The sequence below is a fragment of the Melioribacteraceae bacterium genome (genome assembly GCA_019638015.1).
Classification (GTDB): Bacteria; Bacteroidota; Ignavibacteria; order Ignavibacteriales; family Melioribacteraceae; genus JAHBUP01.
Genome location: JAHBUP010000001.1, coordinates 3,943,493 through 3,963,986, shown reverse-complemented (window position 1 = coordinate 3,963,986; position 20,494 = coordinate 3,943,493). Strand labels below are relative to the sequence as shown.

10 protein-coding genes are annotated in these 20,494 nt (G+C 34.1%); 2 read left to right on the top strand and 8 right to left on the bottom strand.

Features of this window, described 5'->3' with window-relative positions; translation table 11 throughout:
* Positions 1-7: 7 nt before the first annotated feature.
* Positions 8-1,909 carry a PAS domain-containing sensor histidine kinase gene (locus tag KF816_16915; GenBank protein ID MBX3009708.1) on the bottom strand — a complete coding sequence of 634 codons (1,902 nt, stop codon included), beginning with the start codon at positions 1,907-1,909 and terminating at the stop codon, positions 8-10.
* A 208-nt stretch (positions 1,910-2,117) separates the two neighbouring features.
* On the opposite strand from KF816_16915, the gene KF816_16910 reads away from it, so the two are divergent.
* Positions 2,118-3,338 (top strand): U32 family peptidase, encoded by a 1,221-nt coding sequence (locus tag KF816_16910; protein MBX3009707.1) that lies wholly within the window; start codon positions 2,118-2,120, stop codon positions 3,336-3,338.
* Here the strand turns inward: KF816_16910 and KF816_16905 are convergent, their stop codons facing one another.
* From KF816_16905 to KF816_16875, 7 genes are all read right to left on the bottom strand, one after another.
* Positions 3,339-3,716, bottom strand: coding sequence for an STAS domain-containing protein (locus tag KF816_16905; GenBank protein MBX3009706.1), 378 nt, complete (start codon positions 3,714-3,716; stop codon positions 3,339-3,341).
* 293 nt (positions 3,717-4,009) lie between these two features.
* The gene (locus KF816_16900; GenBank protein ID MBX3009705.1) at positions 4,010-4,771 is read right to left on the bottom strand and encodes a hypothetical protein; all 762 of its coding nucleotides are present in this window, start codon (positions 4,769-4,771) and stop codon (positions 4,010-4,012) included.
* Between the two features lie 287 nt (positions 4,772-5,058).
* Positions 5,059-6,639, bottom strand: a complete 1,581-nt coding sequence (locus KF816_16895; GenBank protein MBX3009704.1) for a serine/threonine protein kinase — start codon at positions 6,637-6,639, stop codon at positions 5,059-5,061.
* Complete coding sequence (locus KF816_16890) at positions 6,639-8,135, bottom strand: sigma 54-interacting transcriptional regulator (GenBank protein ID MBX3009703.1); 1,497 nt, start codon at positions 8,133-8,135, stop codon at positions 6,639-6,641. Before KF816_16890 ends, KF816_16895 begins: the two co-directional genes overlap by 1 nt.
* Positions 8,136-8,146: 11 nt before the next feature.
* Positions 8,147-9,859 carry a carboxypeptidase-like regulatory domain-containing protein gene (locus KF816_16885; protein MBX3009702.1) on the bottom strand — a complete coding sequence of 571 codons (1,713 nt, stop codon included), beginning with the start codon at positions 9,857-9,859 and terminating at the stop codon, positions 8,147-8,149.
* 98 nt (positions 9,860-9,957) lie between these two features.
* Positions 9,958-10,746: a PhzF family phenazine biosynthesis protein gene (locus KF816_16880; protein ID MBX3009701.1), complete on the bottom strand. Its 789-nt coding sequence runs from the start codon at positions 10,744-10,746 to the stop codon at positions 9,958-9,960.
* 41 nt (positions 10,747-10,787) lie between these two features.
* Positions 10,788-13,172, bottom strand: a complete 2,385-nt coding sequence (locus KF816_16875) for a M20/M25/M40 family metallo-hydrolase (protein MBX3009700.1) — start codon at positions 13,170-13,172, stop codon at positions 10,788-10,790.
* A 181-nt stretch (positions 13,173-13,353) separates the two neighbouring features.
* On the opposite strand from KF816_16875, the gene KF816_16870 reads away from it, so the two are divergent.
* Positions 13,354-20,487, top strand: coding sequence for a lamin tail domain-containing protein (locus tag KF816_16870; protein ID MBX3009699.1), 7,134 nt, complete (start codon positions 13,354-13,356; stop codon positions 20,485-20,487).
* Positions 20,488-20,494 lie beyond the last annotated feature (7 nt).

Here is a 20,494-nt window from a genome sequence, read left to right as displayed (position 1 = left end):
TCAATAATTATTTTGGCAAGCGGATAATAAATGTAGATCCTCTATCAACCTCACTACTAACCTTAATAATTCCTTTGTGTAAATCAACAATCTGCTTAACTGTTACAAGTCCGAAACCTGTTCCTCCAACCTGAGCTCCAATTCTTTGTACTTTTGTAAATTTTTGGAATAGATTAGGAATTTCTTTTTCGGGTATTCCCACCCCCGTATCACTTACCGCAATCTCAACCTCGGAATCAAAATCTTGTATCAATACTGAAATTCGTCCACCGGGATTTGTGAATTTTAATGCATTGGACAATAAATTAAAAAGCACTTTAGAAATTCTATCTTTATCGAGTTTTATTTCTATTTCTTTTGCTGCAAACTCGGTAGTAACAGAAATCTTTTTCTCATCCATTGCATCTTTAAAGCTATTAATTATTTGAGTGGCAAGTTCAACAATGTTGGTGCTTTCTTTGTGAAGCTCTTCTACCCCCGTATCGAGTTTGGAGAAGTCGAGTAAATCATTAATTAATCTTGCAAGTCTTTTCCCTTCGGTTAAAATAATATTGCTGAATTCTTTAACAGATTCCGGTGGCAGTTCAGAATCTGATTCAATAGTTTCGGCAAAACCAACGATTGAGGCAAGGGGAGTCCGAAGCTCATGCGATACATTTGAAATGAATTCACTTTTTAACTTATTAAGTTCTTCAAGTACTGTAATTTTGTGTCGGGCTCTTTCTCTTTCTATTGCAATTATTCTATTTGCCTCAATCAATTTAGAATTAAGATCTTTAATTTTTTGTTCGTCTGCTTTTCTTCGGCTAATATTTCTGCCGATACTCAACATTCCAGTGATCTCTCCCTCGTTCATTACCGGTTTTGCGTTAATCTCAAAAGTAATGGCACGATCAAATCTGTCTAAAAAAACCGCTTCAAAAGTGGTGATATCTTCCGTAACTAAAATTTTTGAAAACGCCTCGGTAATTTTATTTTCATATTCTTTATCAATGAACTCAAGAAAATGCCTTCCCTTCATTTCTTCGGGAGTGTAGCCTAAAGCTCTTGCCCCATTTTTATTGACCATCCAAAAATAGCCAAATCCATCAAGTATAAATATCAGATCATCGGCGGTATCAACTAATAAACGAAATCGTTCTTCCGATTTAACAAGTTTAAGCTGAATAAATTTTTCTTCAGTAATATCACTCAGCGTTCCCACAACGCGAACGATAACGCCCCCCTTTTTAATTGGAATTCCAGAGTGTCTAATCCAATGTTCCTTTCCAAAACGGTCTTTCATTCTATATTCAACTACAGCATCAGTGCCGGCTTTTAATTTTTTTATAAATCTCTTGAAATTCATAAAATCATCGCTGTAAATAGAGCGAAGCATCTTGGTTTTATTACCATAAATCTCTTCGGGGGTAAATCCAAAGAGAGTTCTCACAGCATCAGAAATAAAATTGTAATCGGTACCTTCTGCATTTGAAGAATAAAAAACTGTCTGTATGCTATTTAAAGTTTCTGATATACTTTGTTCTTGTTCTTTTGCTTCGGTTACATCATGAAAAAAGGAAACTTTATTAACATCAGAATCGGGGACATTAAAAGTATCAACTCGAAACCATCTGTCGCCTATATTTGCATCGGATAATTTAAATAGAAAGTCTAAAACCGAAGTTGAATCATTGCTTAAAAAGGGAAGTGCCTCTGAAGTAATCTTAAAATTTCGAGGATCGTATAAATCTATATTCTGAAAAAAAACATCACCGAAATCATACTCGGGTCCTAAAAGATCAAGCAATTTTTTATTTGGTATAATTGAAGAATCTTTATGAGTTAACAACATTGGTGCTAAGTTTTGGTAGAAGAACTCAGCTCCTGGGAAGATTAAATTTTCTGTTGTGTTAGTCTTTTTTTTCACTTTAAACTTTATAAGTTGAGATTCCCATTCTTCAAATAATGGACTTAAGACTCATCTACAAACTTTTTTATTATTTTAGTCTAAGATAATAAAAAGGAAAGAGAATTTTTTACTGTTTCAGTAAGATATCTTTAAGCCGAAAATAAGGTACAGGCAGCTACTCTGCGCAACTAAAAACTGTTTTTAAGTAATTATAAGCTGAACGAAAATGAACAAACTAAATAAAAAACCAGAACTCCTCGCGCCGGCAGGAAATTGGATGATGTTAAATACGGCAATTCATAATGGTGCCGATGCAGTTTATTTTGGAGTTGAAAATCTAAATATGCGTGCCGCAGCTAATAATTTTGCGGTAGCGGACTTACCAAAGATTGTTGAATTGTGCCATTCTGCCGGGGTGAAGGCACATTTGACTCTTAATACCATTATTTACGAAGAAGAGCTTGAGCAATTAGATAAAATAGTTAATGCGGCAAAGCATTCCGGTGTAGATTTAATTATCTGCTGGGATATGTCGGTAATTAACAAGTGTTTAGATTACAAGATGCCGTTCTGTATTAGTACTCAGGCCTCAATTTCTAATTCAGAATCTTTGAAGTTTTATGAAAGACTAGGTGCTTCCCGGGTAGTGTTAGCACGAGAATGCACTTTAGAAAAAATTAGTGAGATTAAATCAAGGACATCACTCGAAATCGAAACATTTATTCACGGGGCAATGTGTGTAGCGGTTAGCGGCAGATGTTTTATGAGTCATGAGCTATTCAATAAAAGCGCTAATAAAGGGGAGTGTCTTCAGCCATGCAGAAGAGAATATGAAATTAAGGATGTTGATGATAAATACACCCTAATACTTGGTGAAGATTATATTATGTCACCAAAGGATTTGTGTACAATCCAGTTTGTTGATAAACTAATTGAGACTGGAATCGATTCATTTAAAATAGAGGGAAGAAAAAGAAGTCCTGAATATATTTCAACTGTTGTTTCAACTTATAGAAGAGCAATCGATTTGTATTTTGAGGGAAATCTTACCAAAGAGATTAAAAACAATCTTTATGAAGAGTTACAAAAAGTGTACAACCGGGGATTTTCTTCCGGTTTTTATTTCGGAGTACCCGGTGGAGAAAGTTTTACCGATAAGCATGGAAGTAGCGCGACTACTAAAAAAGCGTATGTTGGCAAAGTGCTGAATTACTACAAGCAAACAAAGATTGTATTTGTAAGGTTAGAAGCCGAAACTCTTAAAGTTGGCGATTCGGTTTATCTTATTGGAAATACTACGGGAGTTATAAATCATAAATTATCCAATATGGTAAAAGATAATATTGAAATTGAGATGGCGAATAAAGGAGATGAAGTTACTTTTGTTTGTGAAGATACTGTACGGGTTAATGATAAAGTATATAAAATAATTGATGTTGAGACTTAATTACTTCCACTGCAGCTTTGGTTTTCCGCCGCCAAAACTTTCCATTGCTTCTTCCAAATTGGGGAATACTTTAAATACTTTATCCATTCGAGTTAATACAAATACAAGCGAGGGCATTTCCTTATTGTAAACAAGTCTCAAATCACCATTAATAGAATTGACTTTTTTAAGCAGGGCCACCATAGCTCCCAAAAAAGTGGAATCAACATATTCACACTTGCTCAAATCTATAACTAATTTATTAGAGCCCTTGGCAATTAATTCGCCGATATACTCCTTAAAGGTAACGGCTTTTGCAAGCGTAGCTCTATTAAGAAGAATATTGACAATCGTAATATCATCTTTTATTTCAAAACTAAAATCGAATGAATCCAACATTTTCCAACACTTATTAATAATGATGTGAAATATATAAATAACTTGTTTAATTGAGAAATTAGATAAGCGGGGGTATCTCTAAATGACCGCTATTTAAAAATCGAAAGGCGAAGGTGCCTTTCAAACTTACTCCCTTCGCCGATCTTAAGGACGGAGTCCATGTGTGTGTGTTTGAATCATGGGCAAGAATAATGCCCGAAAAAAATGTTCAATATTTATTGAATAAACGAAGTCTGTGAGTGATAATCGTCCGATTTGGTGCGAAAATATTTCGTGGAAGTCGAAAAATTTTCTTACCAGCTGAGAGGAAAAATCAGATCGATGCTAATGGTTTCTGTTACAGGGGAGTAATTTAATTTTGAGTTTAATTCTTGAGGCTCTGCAACCGAACTTGAAAAAAATAGAAAATCAATCTGACTGTAAAGCCAAACAACGGCAAAAGAGGTGATCAATAGATTTCTTGTTTTATATGAGGAGTTGTACTGTGAAAATTTAGTTTCAATTAGCGCCTGATTTGTTTCGTTTAGATAAGCAGATTCCTTTTCATTTGTATTAGAGATTGAATTCAACATCATTATAAAATTAAGAGCAACAACCCCGGTGGTAATTATTCCTTTTGTGGTGTTTCCAATACTTATTTGTCCCCAGCCCGGAACAAGTAAGTTTTTAAGAGCTGAAGTTTTAAAATGATTATAATCAATAATCGGTAGAGGTGAATCTATTTTAACATTTTGGAGAGGATCAAGAGGCAGTGGATTTTGTTGATCATAATCTCTTTTAACCTCATCAAAAATTGCAACCAACACCGGAGATATTTGAGATGGATTTGGATTGTACTTCCTATTAATCAATAATATGTTCTGAAAAGAGGTTTTGGTTTCTACAATGCCTCCGAGGGAATAGTGAGAAATGGCTTTCATCAAATAAATTTCAATTCTTAGAGAGTCTGAAATATTCTCATTGTTCAGCAATTGCTCCGATTTCAAAATTACTTTAGAATACTCAAAATCTTCAAAATCTCTCTTTAATTCCAAAAACGAATTAACCTGTCCCATTAGAGAACTGGAAACCAGTATTACCGAGAATATGGTTAAAAATGTTTTTATCATCTTTAAGAGAAGTTTATTCTATGTTTGTTAAAAAATACGACTCTCCAACTTATAAAAATAAACAACCCTTGGCAATTTGCAGCTTATTTTTACTTATTAAAGAATTGTGAGATGAAATCGAATGAACCCATATAAACCCCAGCTTGGTAACAATTACTTATATGGTTCTGCCAATTTATATTAATTAAGAAATGTAAAGTCAACATGAAAAATCAGGGAAAACCGAGATTAAATTATGGCTTCCTAAAACTAAATTTGAGTCTTAAAGAATCTCCGGCGCGAATATAAAAAGCAGTATCAATATCACGGTAATCATTGTTTCTTATTATTAATCTAACAGGACCCGGTTTTACTTTTAGAAAATCGGGGGATGGAATTTGTCCCCTCTTTTCTCCATTTATATATACATCTCCAAAAGGATGAACAAAACATTTAACGAATCCCATAGTTGCATCAAGCGAAATACGTACATTTTTTACCTCACCGGCTGCAATATTTATTGTTTGTGAGAAAACGGGATAATCGGGATGAACCAGTTTTAGTGTGTACTCTCCAGCTTGCAAGTTGATCGGTCTAATGCTAACATTTGGAGTTACACCTATTCGTTCACCATCAATAAATACTTCAGCCCAGGGAAGGCACTCAACTACCAGCCCTCCTAAACCTAACGACTTTGGTTCAGCCATGCTGGTTTGAGAATTATTCTGAGTTGGGTTATTTAATTCATTAATATTTTTTTCTTCTTCCGTTAATGGAATCTCTGAAGATTCATTAGCGCTATTACTATCTATTTGAGATTTGGAATCATTTTGAAGAGATGAAGGATCTTCAATCTGCTCCTGCTGATTGTTTGTAATAGTAGGATTACCATCAGTTGAAAATATTTGAGAGAGCACAAAGCCACCAATTATTAAAATAAAAATAGCTATGAACCCTAAAGCAAGCTTTGATCTTTTTGCATCATTATTAAAATTATTTACTACTATTGTTGGCTGATCAAGACTTACATTCAATGATGTTAATATTTCTTCGGCCGATTGAACTCTGTCGGCAATTTTCTTTTTTAAAAGCTTAAGAAGAATTTCTTGAACATTCTGTGGTAATTCTTTTAACTTTTCTGGGAGATTGCCTTCATCATATCCAATTATTTCGTTTAGTGTTAGACTTACATTATCTCTTAGAAATGGATTTTTGCCGGAGAATAATTCAAACAGAACAACGCCTGTGGAAAACAAATCACTTTGTGGAGTTAACTTAGCCCCGCGTACCTGCTCTGGACTCATATAACTTGGAGTGCCAACTATTGAATATGGGTTTGTAACAAAATTATCTTCTGAAGAAAGCGCGAGACCAAAATCACCAATCTTTAGCGTTAAATTTTTATCTATAAATATATTTTCCGGTTTTATATCTCTATGAATAATTTGATTTTTATGAGCATAATCCAATCCTTTGAGAAGCTGAATCATTAAGTGCTCTTTTTGCTCATGTGAAAGAGATTTTGTTTTAAGCATATTACGCATGCTTTCCCCTTCAATATATTCAAAGGAGATATAGAAAAACTCTTTACTCATGCCAAAATCTAACACTTTAATAATATTGGGATGATCAAGTCGTGCTAGTATTTTTGCTTCCCGCTTAAATCGTTCAACAATTGAATGATCTGGCAGTTTTTTTGTGTTAAGAACTTTTAGAATTATTTTTTTACTAAGATAAATATGATTGGCAAGATAAACCCCTGCATGTTCATCTTTTTTAAGAACTTCTATAATTTCAAATTTCTCAAATAATATTTCGGAGGTTAATCCTTGCATTAATTACCGTTTTCTCCAAGTTCTTTTAGTTTGAGCTGTATCCATCTAACCGATACATTTAATGATTTTGCGGTTAGTGTGCGGTTTCCATTAAACTCATCAAGACGTTTCTTTAGAAGCAGCATTTCAAATTCGTGCAGAGTGCCATTAAAATTTTCAAGATCTTTTTCATCTTCAAGAATTATATGTTCAGGTAAAATTTTATTTCCATCGCATAAAATTATTGCTCGTTGAATAACATTTATTAACTGACGAACATTACCGGGCCAAAAATAGCTTTCCAGTTTTTTTACCGAGCCGGGATCAATTGTAAGTTCCTGCTTCCCAATTTTTTTCACGAAATGTGCCGCGAGAAGAGGGATGTCGGTTCTTCTTTCTCGCAAAGGGGGAATGCGAATAGGAAATACATTTAACCGGTAAAACAAATCTTCTCGAAAAGCTCCATCTTTTACTAATGAATGCAGCTCCTTATTTGTTGCGGCAATAATGCGAACATCCACCTTTTTAACTTTTACATCACCAAGTCTAATTATCTCACGATTTTCTAAAACGCGCAATAATTTAGCTTGAAGCGCCGAGGATATATCGGCAATTTCATCAAGAAAAAATGTGCCCGAGTCAGCGGCCTCAAGTAAACCCTGTTTATCGTTATTGGCTCCCGTAAACGCGCCTTTTTTATATCCGAATAACTCGCTTTCTAAAAGTGTATCGGGAATAGATCCGCAGAATTGAGCTAAAAAAGCTTTCGATTTTCTCACACTTAACTCATGAATTGCTTTTGCCGCTACCTCTTTACCGGTACCGCTTTCCCCAACAATTAAAACCGTAGCGTCTGTTTGAGCAACTTTATGAATTAGATGAGAAAGATTTCTCATTGCCGGACTGTCGCCAATCATATCAGGAATTTCTTCGGTGGATTGTAGCCGGTTAATGAGAATTTGATTTTGCTTTTCTAACTCTTCTATTTTAATAATTCTATCTAATGCTAATGAGGCAAGATTTGAAAAGAAACCGAGAAACAATAAATTTTCATCTGTGAATTCACGTCTGTCAAGCTGGCTGTCGGCAACAATAACTCCCCAAACTTTTTGATCCCTAATAATTGGAACACCAATTACCGATTTAATTCTTTGGATTTGCACACTTTCAAATTGTGAAAGGTGAGGATCACTCATAACATCATGATATAGTAGAGGTCTCTTTTCTTTAATTACTTTCTGTAAAATTCCCGAAGAAAACTGATGAAGATCGGTAATGCTTTCGTTTGAAATTTTACGTGCCGTTACAATTGAAAAGCTGTCATTATTCTCGTCGTACTTTACAAATAAACCACGCTCTGCATTAATAACTTTTATAACTATATCTATTGCATCTTCAACAAGTGACTCTTGCCGTGTAGAAGAATTGAGTATTTCGGAAAACTCGAACAAAGCTTCAAACTCATCTTTGCTCAAATTTTTAATGTGATTAATATTTTCAACAAAAAAGTTTGACATAGTTTATTCTATTATTGAAGTACAAAGGATGCGGGTTTTGATTTACTAACATTTTGATATTCATCTATACACAAAATTACCCAGAAATAATCACCTGATGAGATGACGTTGGGCACAACAACTTGAACATCGTTGCTGGAAATTAATCCACTTTCCCAAATTAAAAACCGGTTTATATCATCCGAAAAAATTTGAATTCTATATTTAAATGAAAAACCGGGCTCAAATCTATTCCAGATAATTGTAAAGTTTGGCGCTACCACTTCTCTGTTTACAGGAGATCGAGGTGTTACCTCCTGCTTAATAATCCTTTTAATATTTGATGAACCAATATTGAATACTTTTCGATTATCATCTTTTGCAATTATTGAAAATGATTTACCAACCGCTTCTTCTAATGAAGCAACACCAAGTTCACTTGGATCAAAATCTCTTTCGTATGCCCTGGTAGAAGGATTAAAGAATAACTGTTTATTGAAATTAAGTTCTTGACATCTTATAAAAACCGAATCAACATCATTTTCAGCGTCGTTAATGGTTGTTTGTATATATAATCTATATAACTGTCGGTTTGGGAATAAATTAGTAACTACCGTATAAATTGAAAAATTCTCCAGCAGTGGAATTTTGTTCATAAATAATTCTAACGATACAGTTCTTTGGCTTTCAAGATTAATAAAAATAGAATCGGGACTGTAGCCAGATTTACTGTAATAGAGCCATCCGCTTTTAATATTTAGATTTGCAAGAGAAAATCTGCCTTGATTATCTGTCTCGATAAAAATATTCTGATTTTTCCAATAAACTTGAACATTGCTCAATACAACTCTCGGAAAGGCAACGGTTCTGATTACTCCATCAATCTGTGGCATTTTGCGCAGAAAAATATCTAGCATAACATTACGTTGATTTTCAATGTCAACAAAAGTTGAATCGGAACTGTAGCCTGTCTTGCTGAAATAAATCCACCCATTTTTTACAATCAAGTTTTCAAGTTTGAATTTTCCCTCATTGTCTGTTTCAACGAGAATATTTTGATTTTTCCAAAAGACTTGAACGCCGGGTATTATATTTCTTGGCAGGGCTTCGTTTCTCACGGTTCCTTCAATTGAAGGTAACTTCTTCATAAAAAAGTCTAATGTAATATTTCGCTGGGTTTCAAGATTTACAAAAACAGAGTCATTGCTATAACCTGGTTTCCTAAAATATAGCCAACCATTTTGAATTTTGAGGTTTGGTATTTTAAAACTCCCGTTATCGGCGGTTTCTACCATAATATTTTGATTCTTTAAAAATACTTGAACGCCCCCAATAGCAGTTCTTGGTAACGTTTCCGTTCTAACTAAGCCATCAATTCCAGCTTTTGAATAATTAAGAATTTGATCGTCAATGCGTCTTGTTTTGCTGTTGCCCCACTCAATTGAAATTGAATCATTATAAAATCCATCTGCCTCAAAGATTAATAATCCGTTAATTCTTTGAATTGCGGAAAATTTAAAATAACCATCAGAGTTGGTGGTAGTCCACAAACTAGTATTATTCAATAATACTTTAACGTTAGCAATGGGGAGCTGAGGAATTGAATTAGTTTTAACATAACCGTCGAGTATCCCCAGATTATAATCGGGATTTTGTGGATCGAGTGGATTTATCCTAGGCGCATCGCAAGACAAAAGTGTAATAAGTACAAATAAGAATAAAACAAGAGTACGAAAAATTTTCATAGAGAGAAGTGTCTCATATTCAAAAATGAATAAATATTCAAACTTAAATTAGGAAAAAATATTTGAATTTGGCGCAAATATCAGAACAATAATCTTAATTATAAAGCCAAAAATAAACTTCCTTGCGAATAAAGCACACATTTCCCCGAAATTCTTACTCGCGGATCTAAATTTTCACAAAAAAGTTCGCCTCCCCGTTTTGAGAGCTGAAGGGCACGAAATATTTTCTTATTAAGTTTTTCGGACCAGTAAGGAATTAAAACTGTGTGAGCGGAACCGGTTACAGGATCCTCGTTAATTCCTTCGTTAGGCGCAAACATGCGGGATACAAAATCTGAATCACTTCCAGCCGCTGAAATGATGACTGCGTGGGGGTGAATATTCTTGATTAGCTCAAAATCCGGTTTTACATTTTTAATATACTCTTCAGAATCAAAAATTATTAAAATGAAAAATCCGTTTTCCAAAACTTCAACCGGTTCCTTATCAAAACATTCTTTTATTTCTTTCGAAACTCCAACTTTGTGAGGCTTATTAATTGGAAAATTTAATGATAGATAATCATACTCTTTGGTTACAATTAACTCACCACTTTTTGAAATAAATTTAATTTCATTAACATCCTTTTCAATGAAATTAAAAATTACAAATGAAGATGCGAGTGTAGCGTGTCCACAAAGAGGAACTTCACTTATTGGAGTCATCCAACGAATTTTGTAATGATCACCTTCTTTAACAAAAAAGGCGGTCTCGGAAAGATTATTTTCGGCAGCAATATTTTGCATCAATGAATCATCAATCCATTCTGGAAGCGGAACTACCGCGGCAGGATTTCCGCCAAATAATTTTGATGTAAAGGCATCAACAACATAATAGGGAAGCGTCATCACAATCTCCAAATCATTCGTAAAATTATACCGAAATAATTTTATTTAATAATCTCAATTTCGTAATACAAAGTAGAGTGTGGAGCAATAACAAACCTCTTTTTACCCGCTTCATATTTGCCATAAAAACTTCCAACTCCGTAAGCTAAATCAGAGGGCACGACAGCAATTCTTTTTTCACCGATTGTCATGCTTGAAACCAATTCATCAAAGCCCGGATTAATTTTTGAACTGCCAATTGTGTATTCAAAAATTTCTCCTTCGTCGCCAAAATCTGGTTTACCATCAATAGAGCTTCTAAAATTTAACTCATCAATCAATACTTTTCCTTTATACTTTAACTTAATTAGTGTACCCGGGTTTAGTTTATTTCCTGAAACATTCTGAACAATCACATAATTAATACCTGAAGCCGTTGTTAAAGAATTTTTAAGGTTTTTTTGACTCCACTCTAATTCTGCTTTTTTCTTTTTTTCAAATTCTGCCTGTACTTTAATACTTGCATCGTCAACCATTTTTTTGAATTGCTCTGTCGTTGGTTTAAAACTATTAGCTTTTTCTCCAATTCTTGTGATGGATATACTTTTTATAGTATCTCCCTGAACTACTTTATACACAACGTCCATTCCCTCAAAGACTTCTCCAAACAAAGTATAATTGCCATCGAGATATGAACGATCGCCAAGAGTAATATAAAATTGACTCCCATTAGTATGGGGTCCACCATTTGCCATGCCCAGCATTCCGGCTTTGTTGTGCGAAAGTCCCTTATAAATTTCATTTGGGAATTCATATTTGGGTCCTTCAACTTCACTATTCGAATTTCTAATATTTGGTTTCCCTGCTTGAATAACGTGCCCGGCAACCACTCTATGCCAAATCGATCCATTGAAAAAGGGGTTTCCAACTGGTACAACGCCATTATCAATTTTCCCTTCAGCAAGACCAATAAAATTAGCTGAAGTCATCGGCACATTCTCATAATCAATTTTAAGTGTAATTCTACCTCTGTTTGTGTTTAGATCGGCATAAATTCCATCGGGATAAAATGCGCCTTCGCGGGGAAGTAGTTTATCTAAATTTGCGGTTCCAAGAGCAAGAACTGCGATTACTATTGAAGATTGTTCTTGATATTCTGGAATAATTTGATCGTAAGTATCGAGATTTGTATGCCATGTATTTCCATACCTGTGTGTACCTTCTAATCTTAGCCAAGGAGCCGGTACACCTTCCATTACAAAAGAATGACTATCGGTTCCACCTCGTCCGGCTTTTCGGAAGGGACTCATCTCGGCAAGTTTAAAACCAAATTTTAGATTTGCCTTCTCTAATGGTTCGGCCACTTTTTTTAGAGGCTCAACCATTACTTTAGGTACTAGCAGACTAGTAAGAGCATTTGTTCCGCTATCTTTATTATACACAATAGATATTTTATCAAGTTTATTTTTATTCTTTTGAACCCAAGATTTTGAACCAAGCAAACCTCTTTCTTCGGCAGCGTAAAGTTGAACCATAATTGAACGGCGAGGTTTAGCTCCGGCAGTAGTAATCATTCTTATTGCTTCGAGCATATTAGCAACGCCTGAAGCGTTATCAACAGAACCGGTAGCAACATCATATGAATCTAGATGCGCACCAAGAACTACATATTCATCCGGAAATTCTGTTCCTTTTAAAACTCCTAAAACATTTGGATATTTAACCGGACCTGGTTTAAAATGATTGCGGATATCGAATTCGAGAACTACTTCTTCTCCCTTTTCGATTAAAGATTTAATAAGATTATAATGTTCATCAAGAAGTTTAATATCACATAACACAGGTAAATCATCAAATGATTTTACCGTGCGGGCATCAAGTGCTCTAATGGGCACTCGTGAAAGTTGAATTGTGCCTAGCGCGCCGGCGGCAATTAATTTTTTTGTTAATAAAGAAATAGTATCTCGATCAATTGGTAAGCCTTCACTTACGCCATCAATTAAAACCCATGCGCCTTTTAAAGAACTCTTCAAAGAATCATAATTTTTTTCTGAGGGCATTAAAACAGCACGCCCCTTTTGCTTTCCCTTTGTTCCTGCTGTGTACGATGGAGTCACAAACTCTAAATTTATTAGTTGAGGAGAAATCATTTTTCCAAACCAGGCTCCTCTATTGAAGCCAACCGGTACTGAAGCAACATCATCAAGCTCAACCTCCAAACCCATTTTAATCAATTCATTTTTTACCCACTCAGCAGAATTTAAATAAGCATCCGAGCCGGTTATTCTACCACCGAATCTATTGCTCAGCATATCCTGCCAATACATTGTGCGGTTATCTGTTTTCCCAATCTCTAATATTTTTGCAGTGAAAATTTCGTTTTGTGAAAAATTTTGATATGTAATAATTAGGTGAAAGAATAGAATAAAAATGAATATGCGCTTCATATGATTTCCATTATTGTTAACGGGCTCAAAATTAAACATTTGGATGAATAAAATTGCAGTGGATTCAATTTTTTATAATTTGGTTTCAGATTCAAATTCGGGGTTGAAATATAATTTTCTTTCTTGCAAAGTATTAATTCTTTATTAATATTACCTAAGTAATTTGAAGCTGTAATATTAAATGAAAAGAACTCCTATCAAAACTTTGGTTTTGACCGGGTTGATTTCTTTTTCCTTTATTAATGCACAGTCAGGGGGCTCGCTAACTTTTTCTGAAGTAATGTTCATTCCTTCTGAATTGAATGGGGAATTCATAGAAATCTACAATTCTTCTGAAACTGAAATTGTTGACTTATCAAAACTGAAGTTCAAATACTACACATCAACCGCCGATAATATTATTGAGTTTATCGGTGGCCGGTTTCTATTGCCTAATAAATATGCCATTATAATAGAAGGGGATTACGATTATGCAAATGGCGCTTACAAAAATTTAATACCGCAAGATGCGCTGGTATTGAAAATAGGAGATAACTCGTTCGGCACAAATGGAATGGCTAACTCTTCAAGTCGCGAGATTTATTTGTTGAATAGTAGTAACGAGGTTATTGAAACGTACATTTATTCTGCTGATAACTTATCTGGTATTTCGGATGAAAAATATTTATTAAATAAGGATAATAATTCAGCTAACTGGCGCAACTCTCTTGCTCTGAATGGAACCCCGGGTAAAATAAACTCTATAACCCCAACAATAACTAATGACGATTTGAGTATTCAGATTATTGGAATCGATCCACCTCTCCCGGCTGAAAATGAAATTATAAAGGCACAAATTCTCATAAAAAACCTGGGTACACAAAAGGCCATAAATTTTAAGATAGAAGTTTACATTAACTCAAATCATGATGGCGAGCCACAGCCAGAAGAAAATATATTTGAAAGAATTATTGATCAGCTAGGTTGGGGTGACTCTCTTCTTGTAGAGGTCGAATTTGCCGGTTCAGCGATCGGGGAAAATAAGTTGTTCGCAAAAGTAATTTTCCATCAAGATGAAAACCAATCCAACAATATTTCTACTTTTACTTTCGCAGTGACTGAAAAAAATGCAGGGTATAACGAAGTAGTGATTAATGAAATAATGTATGCACCGGCAAGCAGTGAGCCTGAATGGATAGAAATATACAACCGATCTGATCGAGTAATTAATTTAAAGAATTGGAGAATTGGAGATTCAAACCAACTTATTGAAATCAGTAATGAAGATTTTCAAATTTACCCTTACGAGTACTTGGTAATTAGTGACGACCAAACAATTTCTAGCTACCATCACATTAAATCCAAATTGTTAATAAAAACCTTGCCTACATTAAATAATAGTGGTGATGAGATTATTTTAATGAGTAATAAAAACAAAACTATTGATTCAGTAAAATATTTATCTAGTTGGGGAGGGGCTGAGGGAAAATCCCTCGAAAGAAGATCTGCAGGTGAACAGAGTAATTCTGAAATTAATTGGGCAACTTCAATTGCTATTTTGAATTCAACCCCAGGAGAAATAAACTCAATAACAAAACGAGATTATGATTTAGGAATAATGCTAGTTAAAGTTGAACCTGAAAAACCAATAGTTGGGGAGGAGTTTATTATTTCGGTATTAGTAAAAAATCTTGGTCACCAAAACACAAATAATTTTTCTCTCAAAATATTTAATGATGCAAATAGGGATTCGATTGGAGAACAAGATGAGCAAATTTTTATTGCAACAAAAACTGAACTGGTAGTTGATGATTCTATTGAATACACAGTCAAATTTACTATAGACAAAATTGGAGCATTTCAAATAATAGCCGAACTTCTCTGTGCCGAGGATGAAAATCAGTATAATAATAAAAAGACTACTTTAATAGATGTTGCTGATAAACAGGTTAATTTCAACGACATAATTATAAATGAAATAATGGTTGCTCCCACAAATGATGAGCCCGAATGGATTGAACTACAAAATATTTCTAACAGAATTATAAACATTAAAAATTGGAAAATCGGAGATAAAAGCTCATCAGTTATTATTACAACAAAAGATTTATCCCTTTCACCAAAAGAATTTGTAATAATTTGTGGCGATAGTTCTCTTCTGAGTATTCATTCACTAACCTCTAATTTTGTGTTGAAGTCGATGCCCACCTTAAATAATAGCGGAGATGATGTTGTAATCCAATCCAGTACCGGTTTTATAGTCGATTCATTAAGATATGAAGGGCATTGGATTACCTCGGCAGGAGGAAGATCTCTTGAACGATATTCCGCTACCGAACCAACAATTATTAGATCTAATTGGCGATTCTCTGAATCGAACACAAAAAGCACACCGGGGAATATTAACTCTATATCAAAAAGAGATTATGACCTAACTATATCTTCAGTAACAGTCGCACCCAACAAACTTTTTGTTTATGAAGAGCTCCATATAAAAATAAATGTTAAAAATGTTGGCTATAGAAATTCAACTGATTACACTCTTCAGCTTTTTAATGATTTGAATAAAGACTCAATAGCTGAATTGAATGAAAGAATATATTCTAGCACACTAAATAGTTTAGAAAATAATGACTCCACAGATTTTATAATACCCTACACATTTTTTGATTCGGGATCCTACCAGCTAATAATTAACTTAATTTATGCGGAGGATCAGAAAAAATCCAACAATAATCTTACTATCACTTTGTATGTGCATAACAAACCTGAAGCGTTCAACAGCATCATAATAAACGAAGTAATGTTTGCGCCAATAAATGATGAACCGGAATGGATTGAATTACAAAATAATTCAGATAGAGTGATTAACCTTAATGGTTGGAAAATCGGAGATAATACTTCTTTTGTGATCATCACTTCAAAAGATATACTCGTTCAACCAAGTGAATATTTTTTGATTTGTGCTGACAGCTCGGTTTTATACTATCATGCAATTACATCTGCATTATTGGTTAGCTCAATGCCGTCTCTGAATAATAATGGGGATGATGTAATAATTAAGGAAAGAACAGGAATTACAATCGATTCTTTGCGATATGATGCAACATGGGCTTCTAAGCCGGTCGGCCGCTCTCTTGAAAGAATATCTTCTCTTGGACAAACAATAAAAATTGACAATTGGCGCTTTTCGGAAGCAAGTAAGAAAAGTACCCCGGGAGAAATAAATTCAGTCACAACGAGAAAACGGGATTTAAGTATCGAGATAAAAGAGGTGACACCAAAACATCCAATCGTTGATGAAATCCTTACAATTTCAGTGTCTATAAAAAATGTTGGATTGATTTTATCTGATCAATTTGTAGTAGAGCTATATATTGAAAATTTCGAAAATACCCTAAATGGAAAAAGAGATTTAATACATTACGCTAAATATGATCCGTTGAGTATTAATGATTCGTCGAATATTTCAATTAATTACAAAGTGCAAACTGAGGGGACAAAAAATATTATTGCTCTTCTTAAATATGCGGAGGATGAAAATTTATTGAACAACGAAAGAATTTTTAATTTTACTGTAAACGAAAAACAAGCATCCTATAATGAAATAATTATTAATGAAGTTATGATTGCCCCTATTAATGATGAGCCGGAATGGGTTGAATTGAAGAATGTTTCTAGCAAAAACATTAATCTAAAAAACTGGAAAATAGGTGATAATGCCTCATCGGTTATTCTAGATACAAATGATTTATTCCTGGAGCCAAATGAGTATTTGGTGGTTAGCAACGACAGTTCACTACTAAATTATTATTCCATCAGTGCGAGAACTATAGTTAGGCCAATGCCGGCATTCAATAATAATGGTGACGAGGTTGTAATCAAGAATTTGATTGGGAATACAATTGACTCATTAAAATATTCGATGTCTTGGGTTACTACACCGAACGGCCGATCAATCGAAAGAGTTGCTCTAAAAGAATCTACCACAAATCAATTAAACTGGAGATATTCGGAAGCAAGACTTAAAGGTACTCCGGGAAAGACAAATTCAGTGTCTCAAAAAAAATATGATGCATCTATATTAAATCTTAATTCACCTCAAAAATATGCTGTGCTCAACTCCGGCTTAAATTTAAATGTTGAAATTAAAAATATTGGTGAGGATGAAATTGCGCTCGTGATTGTTAACTTATTTCACGATAAAAGCGAAGATGGGATTGCACAACATAATGAAATATTACATCAGATTAGCTTTCAAAACTTTTTGAGCGGGGAGATTAAAATCATTGAATTATCAGTTTCTAATTTTAATAAAGGGAAAAATAAATTTATTGTAGAGGTGAATTGTTCCAATGATGAATTTACAGATAACAATTCGGCAAGCTTTAATATTGATGGTGTTACAATAAATGAAATACGTGGCGATCTAATAATCAATGAAGTTATGTATGCCCCATCGGCACCGGAAAGCGAGTGGATTGAAATTTTCAACAACAGTGAAAAAGTAATAAACCTAAATGGCTACAAAGTTGCGAACTCTAAAGACACAATCCTTATTGCTAATAAAAACGTTGAATTACTTTCAAATGAAATATTGTTAATAGCAAAAGACACTGCCGGTTTTAAAAAGTATCTGGAAATTCCGCGACTTTATTTAAGTCCATTTCCAACGTTGATGAATACTAAAGACAAAATAATTCTACTTGATTCACTTGATCGAATAATTGATTCGCTCGAATACAGATCCACGTGGGGTGGTGCCGGGGGAAAATCACTAGAAAAAATTGAACCTGGATTATCCTCGCCAGATTCAACAAACTGGAGAACCACAGTCTCAAGCGTAGGGGGAACACCCGGGTATCCGAATTCATTTTCACGAAAAAATTTTGATGTTGAGGTTTTAAGAATATTCTATTCGCCAGAGATGCCTGGGGTTGCGCAAGAGGTTAAAATTAATACTCAGATATTTAACCGAGGAAAACAAATTGCTTTGTTTAAGTTGCAGCTAAATTCATTATTATCCGATGGAGTAATCGAAAATCGAGAGAATACAGTTACCCAAATGCTTCATCCGGGCGATTCACTGTTATTTGAGTTTAATTATACAATTACAAGTTTGATGACAAAACAAACATTTGAAGTTAACGCATTGTGGGATATTGATGAAAATATGCAAAACAATAAAATGCTCTCTTCTCTGTATCCGACTTATAATTTCAACACTGTTTTAATAAATGAAATAATGTACAATCCAATTAACGGGGAACCCGAATGGATTGAGCTATACAACAATTCTAATTACCCAATTTTCCTGGATGGATGGAGTGTTTTAGATGTACTTCCTAAAAGTTCAATAAGTAAGATACAAAACGATAATTATTTGCTACCTTCGAACAAATATTTGATTATTGCTAAAGATAGTACAATTAAAAATTATCACAGATCAATCAACTCAAAATTGATCGTTTCTAATATTCCTAATTTGAATAACGATGTTGATGGTATTGTTATTAAAGACTTTTATAATAGAACTATTGATTCGGTTAAATATGACGGTAAATGGGGAGGCGTCGGAGGAAAATCATTAGAAAGAATTTATCATAAAAAACCAACCTCTGATAATAAAAATTGGGGATCTTCCATAGATATTGAATATAGCACACCTGGAAGAACAAATAGTTTAACACCGAAAGAATTTGATCTAACTGTCGCATCAATTTCTTCAACACCTTCTTACCCAATTTATGGAGAAAATATAAAACTGGCGGCACTTGTCAAGAATGTTGGATTATCAACTGCAGATAATTATTCAGTTATATTTTATAGAATTGAAAACAACGACACACTTTTTTTGAGCTCAGAAAAAGGGGTGACGTTAACGTCGAATGATTCGATTATGGTATACTCACAATTTGAAATGAACATTGTTCAACCTATACTTGTGCTTTGTAAGGTATTATTTCAAAATGATGAGGAAATGTTTAACAACTATCTCATTGCAGAAATAAAACCAGGTGCCGGGAAATATAGTGTTCTAATTTCTGAAGTAATGTATGATCCATTAAAAGGGGAAACCGAATGGATTGAAATCTTCAATGCATCAAGCGAAAACGTGAATTTGAAGGATTGGTCAATCAGTGACTTGTTACCATCACCTACAATTGTTAAAGTCACTTCTAAAGATGTTTTTTTACTTCCAGGAGAGTATGCTGTAATTGCGGCAGATACTGCTAGCTATCAGTATTTACCACCGGAAAAATTTTTCCAAGCCAAGTTTGGAGCGCTTGGAAATAGTAATGATGTAATTCTAATCTACGATTCACGCGGTGCTGTTATAGACAGTTTAAATTATAGTTCTGGGTGGGGAGGGTTAAAGGGGAGATCTTTAGAACGGATCACTTTTACTCAGAGCACTAATGATAGCACAAACTGGGCATCCTCTATTGAAGATGACTTTGCTACTCCGGGATTTTCCAATTCCATAAATAATCTACCATATTATGGTTATGGATCTATTATTATTAATGAAATAATGTACGAGCCGAAAATCTCAAACACTGAATTTATTGAGTTCTATAATAACTCATCGGACTCAATTCAGATTGGAGGAATGAGATTAATTATCGGGACAAATACATATCATAAAATATTGGAAAGCTCATTTAAACTTTCACCCAAAGAATTTTTAGTTTTTGTTTCAGATTCTTCTATCTTTTCAAACTACAGCCGGATTAAAGAAAATCAATCAATTGTTATTTCAAAAACTAAATTTTCTTTATCTAACAATGGTAACCAGCTTGTTATAAAAGATTTAAAAGGAAGGACGCTCGATTCAGTTTACTATAACCCCACTTGGCATAATAAAAATATCATATCAACCACAAACAGATCGCTGGAAAGATTAAATCCCGGTTTATCTTCAAACAATCCTTCAAACTGGAGCAGTTCGGTTCATATTGAAGGGGCTTCGCCGGCATATCAGAATTCGATTTATTCTGAGAATTCAGTTTATGAAGCTAAAGTAACAGTTAAACCTAATCCATTTTCCCCTGATAATGATGGATTTGAGGATTTCGCGATTATTAATTTTGATTTATCTAATCCATTTTCGCAAGTTAGAATTAAAGTTTTTGACAGTCGCGGCAGATTGGTTAGAACAATAAGCGAGAACAATTTGGCAGCTTCTCGAAATTCAGTTATTTTTAATGGACTCGATGATAATGGAAATCCATTAAGAATAGGGATTTATATATTACTTATTGAATCGGTATCAGCGAACAATGGAGCTCTTGATGTAGTCAAAATACCGATTGTAATCGCCCGGAAACTTTAGGAGTAAA